Origin of the sequence: Parahoeflea halophila, from assembly GCF_900220985.1 — a bacterium.
Taxonomy (GTDB): Bacteria; Pseudomonadota; Alphaproteobacteria; order Rhizobiales; family Rhizobiaceae; genus Hoeflea; species Hoeflea halophila.
In genome coordinates, this window is record NZ_OCPC01000002.1 from 611,883 (window position 1) to 628,422 (window position 16,540).

General features: G+C 63.4%; 13 protein-coding genes. 5 read left to right on the forward strand and 8 right to left on the reverse strand.

All coding sequences use genetic code 11. From position 1 onward, the window contains the following. Window positions 1–3: 3 nt before the first annotated feature. The 4 genes from CRO46_RS10300 (at window position 4) to CRO46_RS10315 (ending at window position 6,385) form a co-directional block, all read left to right on the forward strand. A complete protein-coding gene (locus CRO46_RS10300; RefSeq protein WP_179759012.1) occupies window positions 4–1,338 on the forward strand; it encodes an FAD-binding protein in 1,335 nt (444 codons plus the stop codon). A 150-nt stretch (window positions 1,339–1,488) separates the two neighbouring features. Continuing rightward, window positions 1,489–2,478 (forward strand): NAD(P)H-dependent glycerol-3-phosphate dehydrogenase, encoded by a 990-nt coding sequence (locus CRO46_RS10305; RefSeq protein ID WP_097107539.1) that lies wholly within the window; start codon window positions 1,489–1,491, stop codon window positions 2,476–2,478. A 158-nt stretch (window positions 2,479–2,636) separates the two neighbouring features. Beyond that, the gene (locus tag CRO46_RS10310; protein WP_244577842.1) at window positions 2,637–4,886 is read left to right on the forward strand and encodes an AGE family epimerase/isomerase; all 2,250 of its coding nucleotides are present in this window, start codon (window positions 2,637–2,639) and stop codon (window positions 4,884–4,886) included. Window positions 4,887–4,969: 83 nt separating this feature from the next. Beyond that, the gene (locus CRO46_RS10315) at window positions 4,970–6,385 is read left to right on the forward strand and encodes a phosphomannomutase (RefSeq protein ID WP_097107541.1); all 1,416 of its coding nucleotides are present in this window, start codon (window positions 4,970–4,972) and stop codon (window positions 6,383–6,385) included. A 45-nt stretch (window positions 6,386–6,430) separates the two neighbouring features. On the opposite strand, the gene CRO46_RS10320 is transcribed toward CRO46_RS10315, so the two are convergent. The 8 genes from CRO46_RS10320 to CRO46_RS10355 form a co-directional block, all read right to left on the reverse strand. Then, window positions 6,431–8,323 (reverse strand): bifunctional sugar phosphate isomerase/epimerase/4-hydroxyphenylpyruvate dioxygenase family protein, encoded by a 1,893-nt coding sequence (locus CRO46_RS10320; protein WP_097107543.1) that lies wholly within the window; start codon window positions 8,321–8,323, stop codon window positions 6,431–6,433. Window positions 8,324–8,361: 38 nt separating this feature from the next. Continuing rightward, complete coding sequence (locus tag CRO46_RS10325; protein ID WP_097107545.1) at window positions 8,362–9,867, reverse strand: tripartite tricarboxylate transporter permease; 1,506 nt, start codon at window positions 9,865–9,867, stop codon at window positions 8,362–8,364. A gap of 1 nt (window position 9,868) precedes the next feature. Next, window positions 9,869–10,360 (reverse strand): tripartite tricarboxylate transporter TctB family protein, encoded by a 492-nt coding sequence (locus CRO46_RS10330; RefSeq protein WP_097107547.1) that lies wholly within the window; start codon window positions 10,358–10,360, stop codon window positions 9,869–9,871. An 82-nt stretch (window positions 10,361–10,442) separates the two neighbouring features. Further along, window positions 10,443–11,438 (reverse strand): tripartite tricarboxylate transporter substrate binding protein, encoded by a 996-nt coding sequence (locus CRO46_RS10335; RefSeq protein ID WP_097107549.1) that lies wholly within the window; start codon window positions 11,436–11,438, stop codon window positions 10,443–10,445. 98 nt (window positions 11,439–11,536) lie between these two features. Continuing rightward, window positions 11,537–12,832, reverse strand: coding sequence for a TRAP transporter large permease (locus CRO46_RS10340; RefSeq protein WP_097107550.1), 1,296 nt, complete (start codon window positions 12,830–12,832; stop codon window positions 11,537–11,539). Next, on the reverse strand, window positions 12,829–13,392 hold the full coding sequence (locus tag CRO46_RS10345; protein ID WP_097107552.1) for a TRAP transporter small permease: 564 nt from the start codon (window positions 13,390–13,392) through the stop codon (window positions 12,829–12,831). The genes CRO46_RS10340 and CRO46_RS10345 overlap by 4 nt, the downstream gene beginning before the upstream one ends. A 35-nt stretch (window positions 13,393–13,427) precedes the next feature. Beyond that, window positions 13,428–14,432: a sialic acid TRAP transporter substrate-binding protein SiaP gene (locus CRO46_RS10350; protein WP_097107554.1), complete on the reverse strand. Its 1,005-nt coding sequence runs from the start codon at window positions 14,430–14,432 to the stop codon at window positions 13,428–13,430. 129 nt (window positions 14,433–14,561) lie between these two features. After that, window positions 14,562–15,242 carry a GntR family transcriptional regulator gene (locus CRO46_RS10355; RefSeq protein WP_097107555.1) on the reverse strand — a complete coding sequence of 227 codons (681 nt, stop codon included), beginning with the start codon at window positions 15,240–15,242 and terminating at the stop codon, window positions 14,562–14,564. Between the two features lie 224 nt (window positions 15,243–15,466). Here CRO46_RS10355 and CRO46_RS10360 point away from each other — a divergent pair, with 224 nt between their 5' ends. Next, window positions 15,467–16,501 (forward strand): Gfo/Idh/MocA family protein, encoded by a 1,035-nt coding sequence (locus CRO46_RS10360; RefSeq protein WP_097107730.1) that lies wholly within the window; start codon window positions 15,467–15,469, stop codon window positions 16,499–16,501. The last annotated feature ends 39 nt before the right edge of the window (window positions 16,502–16,540 follow it).

Here is a 16,540-nt window from a genome sequence, read left to right on the forward strand (position 1 = left end):
CCGATGGGGTCCCAATTCGAAAGCTGGGGCAGGGTACGGCGAAATCCGCGGGCAGCCGCGCAGGTGGAGCAGTTCGATGCTGTGCGCCCGGACGGCTTTCTGCCCTTCGGCAATGGCCGTTCATACGGCGACAGCTGCCACAATGACCACGGCCATCTGCTGCCGATGCGGCCTGGCGCCGCCATCTGCGCCTTTGACCCGGACAGCGGAGTGTTGAGAGCCGATGCTGGCGTGCTGCTGTCGGAGATCCTGGCCCTGGTAATGCCCTACGGTTTCTTTCTCGAAGTCACGCCCGGAACCGCCCAGGTGACGCTTGGCGGCGCCATTGCCAATGATGTTCACGGCAAGAACCACCACCGGCGCGGCACCTTTGGCCGCTCGGTGGATAGCTTCACGCTGCTTGGCAGTGACGGGGTGCGCCGGACCTGTTCGCGCGACAGGAATTCGGCCCTGTTCGAGGCCACGATCGGTGGCATGGGGCTGACGGGCGTCATCGAACAGGCAACGATCCGGCTGATGCGGGTGCCCTCCGCGAATGTGTGCCAGACCGCGTTCCGTTTTGCAGGCATCGACGGATATTTCGATGCGATCGACGACATTGATGCTCAGCATGAATATTCCGTCGCCTGGATCGACCAGCTCGCCCGTGGCAGCAAGCTCGGCCGCGGCGTGCTGATGGCGGGCGACCATGCCGAGAACGGCGGTCCGGCGAAACCGCCCTCAGCGCCACGGTTGGCGGTACCGTTCTCCCCGCCGGTCAACCTGCTCAACCGGCTGACGCTCACCGCCTTCAACGAAATGTACTATGGCCGTGCGCCGAAGCAGCCTCGGACCGGTGTCGTCGGCTGGTCGTCCTACTTTCACCCGCTCGATGCGATCACCGGCTGGAACCGGCTCTATGGTCCGCGCGGCCTGTTCCAGCACCAGAGCGTCTACCCGGCCGGGACAGCGCGCGAGACCACCGTGGCGCTGATCGAGTGTGCCCAGAACCACGGGGCGGCGTCCTTCCTGACGGTGCTCAAACGCTTCGGCGAAGTTCCGTCGCCGGGCCTGATGTCGTTTCCCAGGCCCGGTTTCACCCTGACGCTCGATTTCGCCAATTCCGGCGAACGGACGCTAAGGATGCTGGACGCACTCGACGAGATCGTGATTGCGGCAGGTGGCGCGCTCAACCCCTACAAGGACCAGCGAATGTCGGCGCGAATGTTCGAGGCCTCGTTCCCGCACTGGCGGGAGATGGAAGCTATGCGCGATCCGGCCCTGATGTCGGATTTCTGGCGCAGGACCGCCATGGCGCTGGAACCCCGGCAGAGCGGCAGGCAGGCCGCCGGCGCCTGATACCCTTCATGGGTCTCAAGCGCCTTGTCGCCATCCCTGCGCGAACCGGGCTGCCCCGCTTGCCAGCATGGCCGCGGCTGACTAAGTGATGAGGCCGAGCCGGGTCAGCCTGATCCAGAGTCCGGCTCCAACCACGAAGGACCTCGACCAATGTCGCGAATTTCCGTCATCGGCACCGGAGCCTGGGGAACCGCGCTGGCTGCTGCCTTCACCCGCCAGGGCCACGATGTGCGCCTGTGGGGCCGCAATGCGGCCACCTGCGAGGAAATCTCCCGGCAGCACAGCAATCAGGCCTATCTCGGCGATGCCCGGCTTCCCGAAAGCCTGACGGCAACGCCCGATATGACAGTGGCGCTGGAAGATGCCGAGATCGTTCTATTCGTCGCGCCCGCCCAGTCGACCGGCGATGTCGCGGCCCAGGCCACGGCGCATCTGCCGCAAGACGCGGTGCTGATCGCCTGCGCCAAGGGCATCGACAACCGCACCGGCCAGACCCAGAGCGAGGTGATCGGCGAAAAGCTGCCCGATCACGTCGTCGGGGTGCTTTCTGGCCCGAGCTTTGCCGCCGACGTGGTGCGCGGCCTGCCCACGGCGCTGACGCTGGCACTTCCCGAGCAGGAGATGGCGCAGGCCCTGGCGCAGGAGCTTTCGGGCGACGCCATCCGGCTTTATGCCTCCGATGACACCATCGGCGCCCAGATCGGCGGTTCGCTCAAGAACGTGATGGCGATTGCGGTCGGGATCTGCCGTGGCGGCGGCATGGGCGCAAGTGCCGAAGCGGCGCTGATCACCAGGGGTTACGCCGAGCTGGTGCGGCTGGGTGTGGCCATGGGCGCCCGGCCCGAAACCCTGATGGGTCTGTCCGGCCTCGGCGACCTGGTGCTGACCTGTTCGTCGGAACTGTCACGCAATTTCGCCTATGGCATCGCGGTTGGCCGCGGCCAGGATGTGTCCGGGCTGAAGCTGGCGGAAGGCGTCCACACGGTGTCGATCGCCAACGAGATTGCCGCCAGGCATGCGATCTCCTGCCCGGTGATGCAGACCGCCGGACTGGTCCTGTCTGGCCGGATGTCGGCTGACAAGGCCCGCACCACGCTGATGTCGCGCCCGATCAAGGCCGAACACCCTGAAACCCGTTGATCAAGCCTTGTGTCCACGCACTCGGACGCGGCATATCGGAGACCCGGACATGCAATGAACCGCAGGAGAGGAATTTTCACTTTTTCCGGTTTCAATGAATTTATCCAGTAAACGGCCCGGCGACGATGCCCGAGCGGCCGCGCAATTCGGAGAATACAATGGTCTCAAGCCATAGCATCACGCCCGTCATCCTGTGCGGCGGTGCAGGATCCAGGCTCTGGCCGATGTCACGGGATTCAAAGCCGAAGCAGTTCCACAAGCTGGTCAACGACAAGACCCTGCTGACCAACACGCTCGAGCGCGTCGACCACAGGGGGGAGGGTCTGCGTTACCTGCCGACCCGTGTTGTCGGCGGGATCGCCTTCGAGGCGCTGCTGACAGAGCAGGGCGAGACCAGCAGTGTCGAGGTCGAGCGCTATGTGCTCGAGCCGTTGATCCGCGACACGGCGGCGGCGATTGCGGCGGCGATCGCCGACCTGGCCGAGACCGATCCCGACAGGATGGTGCTGGTGCTGCCGTCCGATCACCAGATTTCCGACGCTGCCGCCTTTTATGACGTGGTCCGGACCGGCGCCCGGGCGCTGTCGGCCCGTGGCGGCATCATGACCATCGGCATTGCGCCGACCCGGCCTGAAACCCAGTATGGCTATATCGAGCGCGGTGATGGCAACGGGCCGGTCTATGGCGTGTCGCGGTTCCGTGAAAAGCCCGATCTCGAGACCGCCGAGACCTTTTTGCGCTCGGGCCGGTTTTTCTGGAATGCCGGCATCTTCATGTTCCGCGCCGGTGAAATGGGCGCGGAGCTCGCCCGGCAGCAGCCTGAGGTCTGGGCCCAGGCAAAACTGGCCGTCGAGCGCGCCGAAGTCGAGGGCAAATGCTACCGTCTGGATGAGGAGGCCTTTGCCGCCAGCCCGAAGATCTCGATCGATTACGCGGTGATGGAGAATGCGCCCAGCATCGGCGTGGTCGCCGCCAGCTTCGACTGGAACGACCTGGGCTCGTGGAACCAGCTGCATGACGGTTCGCCGCTGGATGCTCAGGGCAATGCCCGCTTCGGCGATGTGCTGAGCATCGACGTCAACAACAGCTATCTGCGTTCCGAAGACCGGCTCCTGGCCGTCGCCGGTCTCGACAACATCATCGTGGTCTCCCAGCCCGATGCGCTCCTGATCGTTCATCGCGACAAGTCGCATCTGGTCAAGGACATCGCCGGCCAGGTCAAACAGACCGGCGAATGGCCACCGCTGGCCGTGGCGCATTCGGGTCGTCCGGTTCCCTCGCCGCGGGTGATCCGCAAATGGCTGTTCGAGACCGCCTTGCCGCTCTGGGCCGGTGCCGGTGTCGACCGGCAGCATGGCGGGGTTTTCGAGGCCCTCAACCATGACGGCACCCCGGCCGATCTGGGCTACAAGCGGCTCCGGGTACTGGCGCGTCAGATCTACTGTTTTGCCAATGCGGAACTGCTGGGCTGGGACGGGGATGCGCGCGAGCTGCTTACCCATTGCTTCACCACGCTGACGGAGACCGGCTGGCATCCTGATGGCGGATGGATCCACCTCTGGAACCCCGACGGCACGGTCAAGGATCCGCAGCGCGATACCTATGACCAGTGTTTCGTGCTGCTGGCGCTGGCCTGGCTGTGGAAGGCGACCAAATGGCCCGAGGCCCGGGTCTGGGCCGAACGCACCATCGCCTATATGGACGATCATCTGGTCGACCGCGCCAATGGCGGATTTTACGAATCCAGCCTGCGGCTCGATTACCGCCGTGCCAATCCGCACATGCACTACCTCGAGGCGATGCAGGCCTGGTACGAAGTCACCGGTGAGCGCGCCTTTCTCGACCGCGCCCAGACGGCGGTGGATCTGTTTACCTCGGTGTTCTTCAATCCCGAAAGCTGGAGCGTCACCGAGCACTTCGAGCGCGACTGGTCGGTGCGTCAGGACAAGCCGTCCCGTGTCGAGCCGGGGCACCACTATGAGTGGGTCTGGCTCCTGTTGCGCCAGGCTCGCTTTGCCGATCAGCCGGAACTGAAGGAATACTGCCGCAAACTCTATGCCACCAGCCACGCTTTCGGCCATGCCCGCGGCACCGACGCGGTCTGCGATTCAATGGCCCCCGACGGATCGGCGATGCTCGGCACGGCTCGGCTCTGGTGCCAGACCGAGGCGCTGAAAGCAGGGCTGTTGGCACGGGCGGAAGGCCTGCCGGGCGACGAGACCCTGTTCATCCGCATGCTCGATGTGATCTTCAACCGCTACCTGACGACTCCCGCCGCGGGCGGCTGGTACGATCAGATCGACCCCCACGGCCGTGTGATCTCCAAACACATGCCGACAAGCACGTTCTACCATGTGTTCTGCGCGCTGGTGGAGTATCTCAGGCATGAGGAAATGCTGTTGCCGTAACCGTCAACCGAGGCGGGGGCTGCCCGTTGCGGTAGCGCGTTGTACGGTTGGAACAGCTGCATTCAATTAGGGGAGAGGCGAACATGGCTGCCAAATTCGGAACCAGCGGGCTTCGCGGCCTTGTCGGCGATCTGACCGACGGTACGGCGGCGGCGCATGCCCGCGCCTTTGCCCGTCACCTGAAATCCGCCGGTTTTGTGGGTGAGGGCGCAGCTGTCTTCATCGGCCGCGACATGCGCGCCTCGAGCCCGGAGATTGCCGCCCAGTGCGCCGCAGCGCTGTTTACGGAAGGGCTTGAGCCGGTGGATTGCGGTGTTGTGCCCACCCCGGCGCTGGCGCTTCATGCCATGGGCGAGGGCGCGGCGGCGCTGATGGTCACCGGATCGCACATTCCCGACGACCGAAACGGGGTCAAGTTCTACCGCCCGGACGGCGAGATCGACAAGACTGACGAGGCGGCGATTTCAGACCTTGCACCTGAGTGTCGCAGGGCTCAGGCGACGCCGCGGCGGATGCGGGACGGCTCACGCGAAGTCACGACCGGCTTCATTGAACGCTACCGCGGCTTTGCGCCCGACGGCTTGTTGCGCGGGATGCGCATTGGTCTTTATGAGCACAGCTCTGCGGCGAGCGGGTGCCTGGCCGCCATTCTCGAGGCTGCTGAAGCCGAAGTGGTGCGGCTCGGCAAATCCGATGTCTTCATTCCGGTCGATACCGAGGCGGTCTCCGATGAGACACGGCGACTGGCTGCAGGCTGGGTCGATTCCGAAAAACTCGACGCGCTGGTGTCGGCCGATGGCGATGGTGACCGGCCTTTGGTCGTCGACGAGAAAGGCCAGGTGATCAGGGGCGACGCGCTGGGGCTGATCGTGGCGCGCTATCTCGGTGCCGATGCGGTCGTGACCCCGGTGACCTCGAATTCGGGCATCGAGCGCGGCTGCCAGGCCGAGGTCAGCCGCACCAGGGTCGGCTCGCCCTTCGTCATTGCCGGCATGACTGAGGCGCTGGCCGAGGGCCGGCAGCGGGTGATAGGCTTCGAGGCCAATGGCGGCGTGCTGACCGGCAACCCCATCAAGGCGGGTGCTGTGGCACTTGACGCGCTGCCGACACGCGACAGTGCCTTGCCGATCCTCTGCGCTCTCGCCGCCGCGCGTGTCGCGGGTCACTCCCTGTCGGCCCATGTCTCCGATCTCAGGCTGCCGGTCGCCGCCAGTGACCGGATCGAAAATTTCCCCACCGCAACCAGCCAGGCCCTGGTTGCCGGGCTGTCCAATGATGCCGCGGCGCGGGACACGTTCTTCGAGCCGCTCGGCACAGTGGCAAACACCGATCTTACGGACGGTCTCAGGGTGACGCTGGAAGGCGGTGAAATCATCCACCTGCGTCCGTCGGGCAATGCCCCGGAGCTCCGGGTTTACAGCGAGGCCGAAACCGAGGCCCAGGCGCACGAAGTGATCGAAAGGACCATTGCCCGGATCAGGCAGTACACCTCCACATAGTCTGCCGCAGCCGGTAACCGGAACCCCGTCGGCCTTTCGCAAGCCTCAAAATCTCGGCATGCCCTTGGGCCGCATGTGCCGCTTTTGCGCGGCGATGCGGAACTGGGCATTGGCGGCACCATAGCCGCGGTAGCCGCCGCGCCGCTCGACGATCTCGAAGAAGAAGCCCTCTCCGAAGCCGGGAGAATAGAGCTGGAAATACTCGCCGTGCTCGTCGCGGTCATACAGCGCGTGCGCCTGTTTCAGCCGCTCGATGAAAGCGCTGTCGAGATCGAACCGGGCCTCGAGATCGTCGTAATAATTGGCCGAGATCTCAAGCGGCTGAAACCCGTTTGCGGTAAGTGCCGCGGCGGTGGCGAAGATGTCCCTGGTTTCAAAGGCCAGGTGCTGCACGGCGGATCCGAACCGCTCGGCGATGAAGTGCCCTGCAAGGGTACGGCGGTTTTCCGCCCCGTTCAGCGTGATCCGGAGCGAGCCGTCCGCGTTTTCGATTGCCTGACTGCGCACCAGTCCTGCCGGGTCGACCACATCGACCATCGGGGTTTTCCCGGTCTCGAAGATCGAGGTGTAGAACAGAAGCGAGGTCAGCATCTCCTCGTAATTCATGGTCTGGGCGACGTGGTCGATGCGTGTCAGCCCGACACTAGCGGCGCTCTGCTGACCGGTCACCGGGCGGAACTCGATGTCCCAGACCTCGGCCAGATCGCTCTCTTCGTCGATGAAATGAATGAGCCCGCCGCCCAGCCCGCGGATCGCCGGAATCTTCAGCTCGCCCGGGCCGACCGGCTGGTCGAAGGGTTCGGCATCCAGCGCCTTGGCCCGTTCCACGGTGGCCGCCGCATTCTCGACCCTGAGCCCGATGTCGCAGACATTCATGCCGTGAACCACATGCGAGGCATGGGCAAAGCCGTCCCGTTCGGTGTTGATGACGATGTTGATCTCGCCCTGCCGCCACAGATCGACATCCTTGGACACATGCCGCCGCGCGCGCTCGAAGCCGAGCCTGTGCAACAATGTGCCGAGCTCCCTGGCTTCCTCCTCGTCGGCGGCGAACTCGACGAATTCGACGCCGCTGACCGCGATCCGGTCGGGCATGTCCGGGGGTGCGATCCTGATGTCCGGTTCGGCGCGGCGCACCCGGTCCATCAGGTAGAGCAGCGAACGGTGCCCGTCGACGGAGATGAATTTCGGCGATCCGCCTCGGAACTGGTCGTTGAAGATTTCCAGCGACAGAGTCCCGTCATAGCCGGTGGCGGCAACCGCGCGCATGAATCCGAGCACGTCCAGATCGCCTTCGCCCGGCATGTTGCGGAAATGCCGGCTCCAGTAGAGCAGGTCCATGTCGATCTTCGGCGCGTCCGCAAGCTGCACGAAGAAGATCTTGTCGCCCGGGATCGAGCGGATCGTCTCCGGATCGATCTTGCGCGCCAGCGTGTGAAACGAATCGAGAATGATGCCGACATTGGCATGGTCCGCCCGCCGCACGATTTCCCAGGCGTCGCGGTGATCATTGACATGCCGGCCCCAGGCCAGTGCTTCGTAGCCGACGCGGATACCGCGTTTGACGGCGCGCTCGCCAAGCTCGTGAAAATCCCTTGCGGCGCGGTCGATGCCGCCGAGCGAGGCGGGCGAGACATTCGAGCAGATCAGCATGAGGTCGGTGCCCAGTTCGCCCATCAGGTCGAACTTGCGCTCGGCACGATCAAACACCTTGGCTCGCTGCGGCTCAGGCATGCCCTCGAAATCGCGGAATGGCTGGAACAGCGAGATCTCCAGGCCGTGGTCGCGCACCATCTGGCCGACATCGCGCGGGCTGCCGTCATAGGCCAGGAAATCATTCTCGAAAATCTCGACGCCGTGAAACCCCGCCTCGGCAATTGCCGCGAGTTTCTCGCGCAGATCACCGGCAATAGAGACTGTGGCGATGGCTGTTTTCATGGGTCAGTCATCCTCTTCGGGCCGCACCGGTCTCATCGTCAGTTCTGCTTCCGTATCGACTTGCGCAGCCATGGCCAGAGCGGGGTCTGCGAGACGATCATCAGGACGAAAGCGATCGACAGGATCAGCGAGATCGGATGCGAGACGAAATTCCAGAAGAATTCGCCGATGTCACCGCGCGCGCCGATCATCGCCCGCCGGTAGTTGGAATCCATCATCGGCCCGAGAATCACCCCCAGAATGATCGGCCCGACCTGGAAGCCGTAGGTCTTGAGGAAATAGCCCAGCACGCCGAACAAGAGCATCCAGTAGATGTGAACCGGGTTGTTCTCGATGGCATAGGTGCCGACAGCCGAGAGCACGATGATCAGCGGGATCAGGATCGCCTTGGGGCATTCGACGATCTTGGTGAACAGCCGGGTCCCGGTCAGCCCGAAGATCAGCAGAAAGATGTTGGCAAGCGCCAGATTGCCGACGGTGAACCAGAACAGATGCGGCGTTTCCACCAGCATCAGCGGGCCGGGCTTCAGCCCGTGGATGAACAGCGCGCCGATGATCACGGCGGTCACCGCATCGCCCGGAATGCCGAGCGTCAGCATTGGAATGAACGCGCCGCCCACGGCTGCATTGTTGGCGGCTTCAGGTGCGACGAGGCCTTCCTTGGCGCCTTCGCCAAACGGAACCTCCGGCTCCTTGACGCTGCGCCGCGCATCATCATAGGCCAGAAGTGCCGCGATATCGCCGCCGGTGCCGGGCAGCGCGCCGATGATCGTGCCGATGCCGGAAGCGCGGACCGCGAGCCAGAAATAGCGCTTGATGTCGGAGAGCCGCGGGATCACCCGGTCGATCTTCTGCTTGATGGCCGGCACATCGAGCGTCTGCAGCTGCACAAGCGCTTCGGCGACGCCGAAAAAGCCGATCATCGCGGCGATGTAGGGAATGCCGCCCATCAGCGAGATCGAGCCGAAGGTGAAGCGGCCCTCCGCCGTCATCGGGTCAAGCCCGACCATGCCGATCAGCACGCCGAGCGCGCCGGCAAAAGCACCCTTGGCAAAGCTCTCGCCCGACAGGGTTCCGACCAGCAGAATGCCGATCAGTCCGAGCAGAAGGTAATCACGGGAATTGAACATCAGCGCGAAGCTGGAGATCACCGGCGCAAACATCGCCAGGGCGGCAATGCCGATAAAACCGCCAAACACCGACATCACCGTGGTCAGCCCGATCGCTTCCCCGGCTTCGCCGCGCCTGGCCATCGGGTAGCCGTCGATCGCGGTCGCAATCGCGCTCGGTGCGCCGGGAATGTTGAGCAGGATGGCCGTGCGCGACCCGCCGTAAACGCCGCCCATGAAGACACCGGCGATCAGCGCCAGAGCGTCATTGACCGGCCATTTGAAAGTGAACGAAATCAGGATCGAGGTCGCCATCGTCACCGACAGGCCTGGGATGGCACCGACATAGATTCCGGCCAGCGTACCGGACGCCGTCAGCAGCAGCAGCCAGGGATCCAGCCAGGAAATGCCGAAATTCGAAAACGCCTCGAGCATGCTAGAACACCCCTGCGGGAAGCAGTTTGCCTTGCGGCAGCACCACTTCGAAAACGATCCTGAACAGGAAATAGACCGCAGCCAGGCTGCCGGCAGAAAGCGCCAGCGAAATCAGGGCATTCTTGCGCCACAGATAGGCAAAGCTGGCAAACAGGAACAAGCCCGAGGCAATGACGAAGCCGAGCCACGGCATCGCGTAGAGATAGAGCGCGACCATCGCCAGGATCACCAGAAGCCGCACCGGCAGCACGTCGCGCCAGAAAACGACGCTTTCACCTGGTTCACGGCTGGACCGGGTGCGAAGCGTGCTGGCCAGGATGAAAAGGCAGCTGGCGAGCATGGTCGCCGCCGCGAGCATCGGGAACACGCCCGGTTGCGAAAGGCCGCTGAAGCCTGAAATGCCGTAGGCCTGCCACAGGGCGGCGGCGGAAAACAGCGTCAGCAGGCAGATGAAGGCCAGCTCTCCCGGCCGGCGCGTTGACTGACCCGACATTCATGCCTCCCGTGATAAATGATGCCCTTGATCTGATGAGAATGCCCCGCCCCGGACCAGGCCGGGGCAGGGTGTTTGAGGGTCAGGGCCGCGGGATGCCGAGCTCTTCAGGGTTCACCTTGGCGGCACCCGTGTCGTGGAGCACCCAGGCGGTGACCTGCTGCCATTTCTTGACGAAATCGGATGCCTCGTCGCCGGAGATGTTCATGATGATGTTGCCCTTGTTGGCCATCAGCGTCGTGAATGCCTCGCTCCTGGCGGCGGTGTCGAAGGCTGAGACCAGGGTTGCCTTGACGTCCTCGGGAACATCGTTCTTGACGAAGACGCCATAGAACGGGCCCCAGGGCAGGAACTTCTCCATGCTGGGCAGGGCCTCGGTGATTGGTGGCACGTCAGGCAATGTCTCGACCGATGTGCCGTTGACGACGGCAAGCGCGCGCATCTTGCCGGCCTTGATCTGCTCGGCCGCAGCCGAAATGCCCGACGGCATGAAGTCGACCTCATTGCCGAGCATCGCGGTCAGGCCGGGGCCTTCTCCGTCAAACGGGATGGCGGTGACTTCGAAATCGGCCGAATTCTTGATCAGCGCGCCGATGGTGCTGGGCAGACCGCCGGGGCCGGTCGATCCCATCTTCACCTGACCCGGATTGGCCGCGATGTCTTCCATCAGCTCGGTCATGGTCTGGTACTTGGAATCGGCGGGCACCACGATAACCGCAACGCCACGACCCAGTATGTTGACCGGGTAGAACGAGGAATAGTCGAGCTCGCTGACCCCCATGACCGGGTGCAGTTGCGGATTTTCCGCGCCGTACAGGAAGGTGTAGCCGTCAGACGGCGCCGCGTTGACATAGGCTGTCGAAATGGCCCCGGCACCGCCGGATTTGTTGAGCACGACGATGGGCTTGCCAAGCGCCTCTTCCGCCGCGGGGTTGACGGCGCGGGCAACCGTGTCGGTCGCACCTCCCGCACCCCACATCACGACGCCGAGAAGTTCCCGCTCGGGGAAATCGGCTGCAAATGAGGCACCGGTCATCATCGCGACCAGGGCTGTGGTTGTAAAAATCTTTCGAAACATCGGTTCCTCCCTTGATGTCCACTTTGCAATCAGCCTCGGCCGTCTTTGTGTGACGGTCTGGCCAAACTCTTCTCCGGCTCTCGCCGGGTATCTTCGTCTTATCCCGGATACCCGAACACCCGCGGCAGCCACAACACGATTCCGGGGAACAGGATCAGGCAAGCGAGTGCTGCGATCAGAACGCCGAGAAAGGCCCAGATTTCGCCGATAATCTCGCGCAGCGGGATCTGCGTCACCGCGTTGATGACAAACAGCAGGATGCCGTAGGGCGGCGTGATCAGGCCGATCATGCAGTTGACCACGGCAACGACGCCGAAATGCACCAGGTCGATCCCCATCTCCCGGCAGGTCGGCAGGAACAGCGGAATGATCACCAGGATGATGGTCGTCGCGTCGAGCACGCAGCCGAGCAGCAGGAACAGCACGTTGACGCCGACCAGGAAGGCCAGCGGCGAGACATCGAGCCCGACCAGCGCCTGGGCGACGAGGTTGGGAATGTTCTCCGACGCGACCACGTAATTGAGGATCAGCGCGCCGCCGATCACCAGCCCGACGGCGGCCGAGGAGCGGGCGCTTTCGACCAGAATGCCGTAGAGCGCACGCAAGGACAGTGCCCTGTAGAACAGGCTTGCCAGGAGCAGCGCGTAGGCTGCGGCGACCGCCGCGGCTTCCGTCGGCGTGGTAACGCCGCCATAGATACCGTAAAGCAGGATTGCCGGCATCAGCAGCGCCGGGAAGGCGTTGGCCGTGTGGCGCGGCAGGTCCCCGAGCGGCACCGGTTCCTCGATGGCGAATTGCCGCCGCGTCGAAATCAGAGTGTTCATCCCCATCAGCACCGCGCCCATGAACAGGCCCGGCACGATGCCGCCGAGGAACAGGAAGCCGATCGAGGTGTTGGAAACCAGTGCGTAGAGCACCATCGGGATCGAAGGCGGAATGATCGGTCCGATGGTGGCCGAAGCCGCGGTGATGGCTGCGGCATAGCCACGGGTATAATGACCGCTTTTGGTCATCATGCCGATGATGATCTTGCCGATGCCGGCGGCGTCAGCGACTGCAGATCCCGACATGCCGGAAAAGATCAGCGAGGCGACGATGTTGACGTGACCGAGCCCGCCGCGGAAGCGGCCCACCGCGGCGACGCAAAACTGCAGCAACCGTTCGGAGATGGTGCCGGCATTCATGATGTTGGCGGCGACGATGAACAGCGGCACCGCAAGCAGGATGAAGCTCTGGTAGAGCCCGTCCATCAGCACCTTGCCGGCAATGCCGACACCCTGGCCGTTGACGCCCAGATAGGCAAAGGCCGCAATCAGGATGGCATAGGCGACGGGCAGGCCGATGCCGGCCAGGAAGAACAGGGTCAGCAGACAGGCGGCGAATTCGAGGGTCATGGTTTGGCTGCTCCGCCATGTCCGGGCTGGTCGATGTCGGCGCCATGGCGGAAGGCGCTGATCGCGCGCCAGCCATAGCGTGCGGCGACCACAACCAGGAACAGCATGTAGACCGAGTAGAGATCGCGCATCCGCACCCAGTCGCCGAGCAACTGGCTCAGTGTCGCCGTCTTCTTCAGCCGCAGGATATGGAATTTCGACCAGGTCGGCTCGATCGACCACAACAGCCCGGCGCAGACGGCAACACCGCCGATGATCGCGAACCAGCGCCGCGCCTTCGGGCTGACATGGCCATAGATGATGTCGAAGGTGACGTGATCGCGTTCGCGCACGACGAAGGCCGCGCCCCAGAACACGATCCAGACCCACAGCGCCAGGCAGAATTCCAGCGTCCAGCCATATTGGCTCGGCTCCAGGAACGGGAAGGTCTCGCCCAGCCATTCGAGCTTCGCCGAATAGCGGATGCCGATCTGCAGAATGAAGGTCGCAAACATGGCGGCCATCATCATGGCCGCCACAAATTCGGTGCCGCGGAGAAACCATTTCACGAGCGTTTTCATGTCAGGTCCACCGCGGCTTTACGGAAACAGCCCGATCAGTTGCCGAGCGCGTTGATCTTGTCGAGCAGGCCCTCGGGCCAGCTGGCGGCAAATTCCGAGCCGACATATTGCGCCTGAACATGGTTGCGGAAGGCCGCGAGGTCCGGCTCATAGATGTCCATGCCCTGTTCACGCAGGAACGAGACCAGCTCCTCTTCTTTCTTCAGCTGTGCCTGACGGCCGCTTTCGGCGGCCTCGTCGGCAGCCTTCTGCACCGTTGCCTGCTGTTCCGGTGTCAGCTTGTCCCAGACCGCCTTGGAGAAGGCGATGTAGTTGAGGTCGACCAGATGCGAGGTCAGCACCACCTGCTTGGTGACTTCGTAGAACTTGGCGTCCACAATGGTCGGCAGCGGGTTGTCCTGGCCGTCGACCGAACCGGTGGAGAGCGCGGTGTAGATCTCGGTGAATGCCATCGGAGTCGGGTTGGCGCCCAGCGCCTTGCCGAGGAACTGCCATGCGTCCGAACCGGGCATGCGCAGATTGACCCCGGCCAGGTCTTCCGGCTTCATCACCGTCAGCTCATCCTTGCTCTGGCGCAGATTGACGTTGCGGCGGCCCAGATACATCACCGACAGGAGCTTGACGCCAAGTTCGTCTTCCACCTTCTGCTTGAACGGATCCATCAGCGGATCGTTGAAGACGGCAACCTGGTGGGCGGCATCCTGGTGAACATAGCCGGTGGCGAAGATCGAGAACTCGGGGAAGAACGTCGCCAGTTCCTGTGCCGAAGCGATCGACATTTCCAGGTCACCCGAAGCGATCGATTCCAGTTCGCTGCCCTGCGCGATCAGCGAGCCGTTGTAATGCGGCTCATAGGTAGCGAAATCGGCCACCTGTGGTGCGAAGACTTCTGCGAGTGCGACCGAGCGCTGGTCGGTTTCCGATGCCGGTGTCGACATGCGCAGCGTGACCTTGTCGTCTGCAAAGCTTGCTGGAACGAAGCCGGCGAGGCTGACGGAAACGGCGCATGCCAGAAGCATGCGGCGGGTAATGCTATTCATGGTTTTCTCCTCCCAGTAACAATCCGGAGACTTCCGGCCCTGTCTAATTTCGCGAAACCTGTCACAAAGGACGGGCATTTTCAACATACATATCTCATTTTGTAGGCTATTTGAAAAAATTCGGCGCCCCTATTGTTCGGCTGCGGCCTCCCTTCTGGCGTTGACGATGAACTCCACCCCGCCCAGAATATGTGTGCTGAGGATCTCCTTGGCCCTTGCCGAATCCCGGTCGAAGGCGGCTTCCAGCAAAGCCGCGTGCTCTCGCGCGCCTGGTTCTCCGCGGAAGGCGAGCGTCAGGATCTGGTAGCGCAAATACTTGTCGAACAGCTGTCCGTGCAGGTCCATCAGGGTCTTGGAGCCGCATCCGGTGATCAGTGCGCGATGGAAGCCCCAGTCCGCCCGCTTCCAGTCTTCCCGCGCCGACAGGTCGCCGGAAATCATCCTGTCTTCGAACCTGTGCAGCTTGTGATGTGCGGCAACCACCTGGGATTCCCAGTCCAGATCGCCATTGGCAAACGACCGCGAGACCGCGTGGCCTTCGACCAGCATCCGCAGTTCCGCAACTTCCCAGAGATCGGCATCCGACACGCTGGCGACCTCGAAGCCCTTCTGCCCCTCGGCGACGACCAGGCCATCCGAGGTCAGCCGGTTGAGGATTTCACGGAGCGTGGTGACGCTGACATTGTAGCGCTTGCGCAGGGGTTCCAATCGCAGCTTCTCGCTCGGGCGAAGCTGGCCGAATATGATGTCTTCCCTGATATGACGGTAGGCGCTGTCACCTATCGTGTCTTGGCTTGCCGCTTCGATCACGCTGCCACCTCCTGGGGTTCATCTTGACTGCACGCAATTATGTAGGACATAAACAACAATATAGGTAATTCCCTTCCTGTAGCAACCATAACCTGATCGGAGTTCGGCCATTTACCTCTCTACCGGGAAAGACAGCGTCGATCATCCCCCCGGGACGAAGCGACATATATATGGGCTGCCAGCTGCAGCCGCTGCCAGGCTGGAGCGGGCCCGGTGAGCATACCATGAAGAATCCAGTCAGGATCGCCGTTGCCGGCGCCGGGCTTATTGGCCGCCGTCATGCCGAGGCCATTGCGTCTGCACCGGATGTCGAGCTTCATTCAATCGCCGATCCGTCTGAGGCGGCCCGCGCTTTCGCCGATGAGATCGGGGCGGCCTGGCACCCGTCGCTGGCCGCCATGCTTGAGGGTGGCAGGCCGGACGGGATAATCCTGGCCACACCCAACCAGCTCCACGTCGACAACGCGCTCGAATGTATCGCCGCTCGCGTGCCGGCGCTGATCGAAAAGCCGCTGGCGACGGATCTGCAGGCCGGCCATGAGCTGGTCCTGTCCGGAGAGCGCGCCGGCGTGCCGCTGCTGGTCGGCCATCACCGCCGTCACAATCCACTCATCGCCCAGGCCAGGGCGCAGATCGAGGATGGCCTGCTGGGGACGCTGGTCGCCGTCCACGGCATGTTCTGGCTAATGAAGCCGGACGAGTATTTCGACACCGGCTGGCGGCGTCAGCCCGGCGGCGGTCCGGTGTTTCTCAACCTCATTCACGACATCGACCTGTTGCGTCACTTGATCGGGGACATCGTGGCGGTGCAGGCGCTGAGCTCCAACGCCGTGCGCGGCCACGCGGTGGAGGAAACCGCAGCACTTGTGTTCCGCTTCGACAACGGCGTGCTCGGCACTTTCAGCCTGTCCGACACCATCGTTTCGCCTTGGAGCTGGGAGCTGACGGCTAGTGAAAACCCGGCCTACCCGCCGACCGGCCAGTCCTGCTATTTCATCGGCGGCACCCACGGGTCGATGGAGCTTCCGAACGCGCGGGTGTGGCGCAACCAGGGCAAGCGAAGCTGGTGGGAGCCGATTTCCGCGACCCGCTATCCGGTTGGCCGCGAAGACCCGCTGGTGCGGCAGATCGACCAGTTTGCCCGCGTCATCCGCGGCGAAGAGCTGCCGCTGGTGCCGGCATCGGAAGGATTGAAGACGCTGCAGGTGATCGATGCGGTGCAGCGATCCGCGCATTCGGGCCAGGCGGTGGCGCTTTGACCCGGCGGGCTCAAGCTTTGGCACAGATGAACAAGGCGT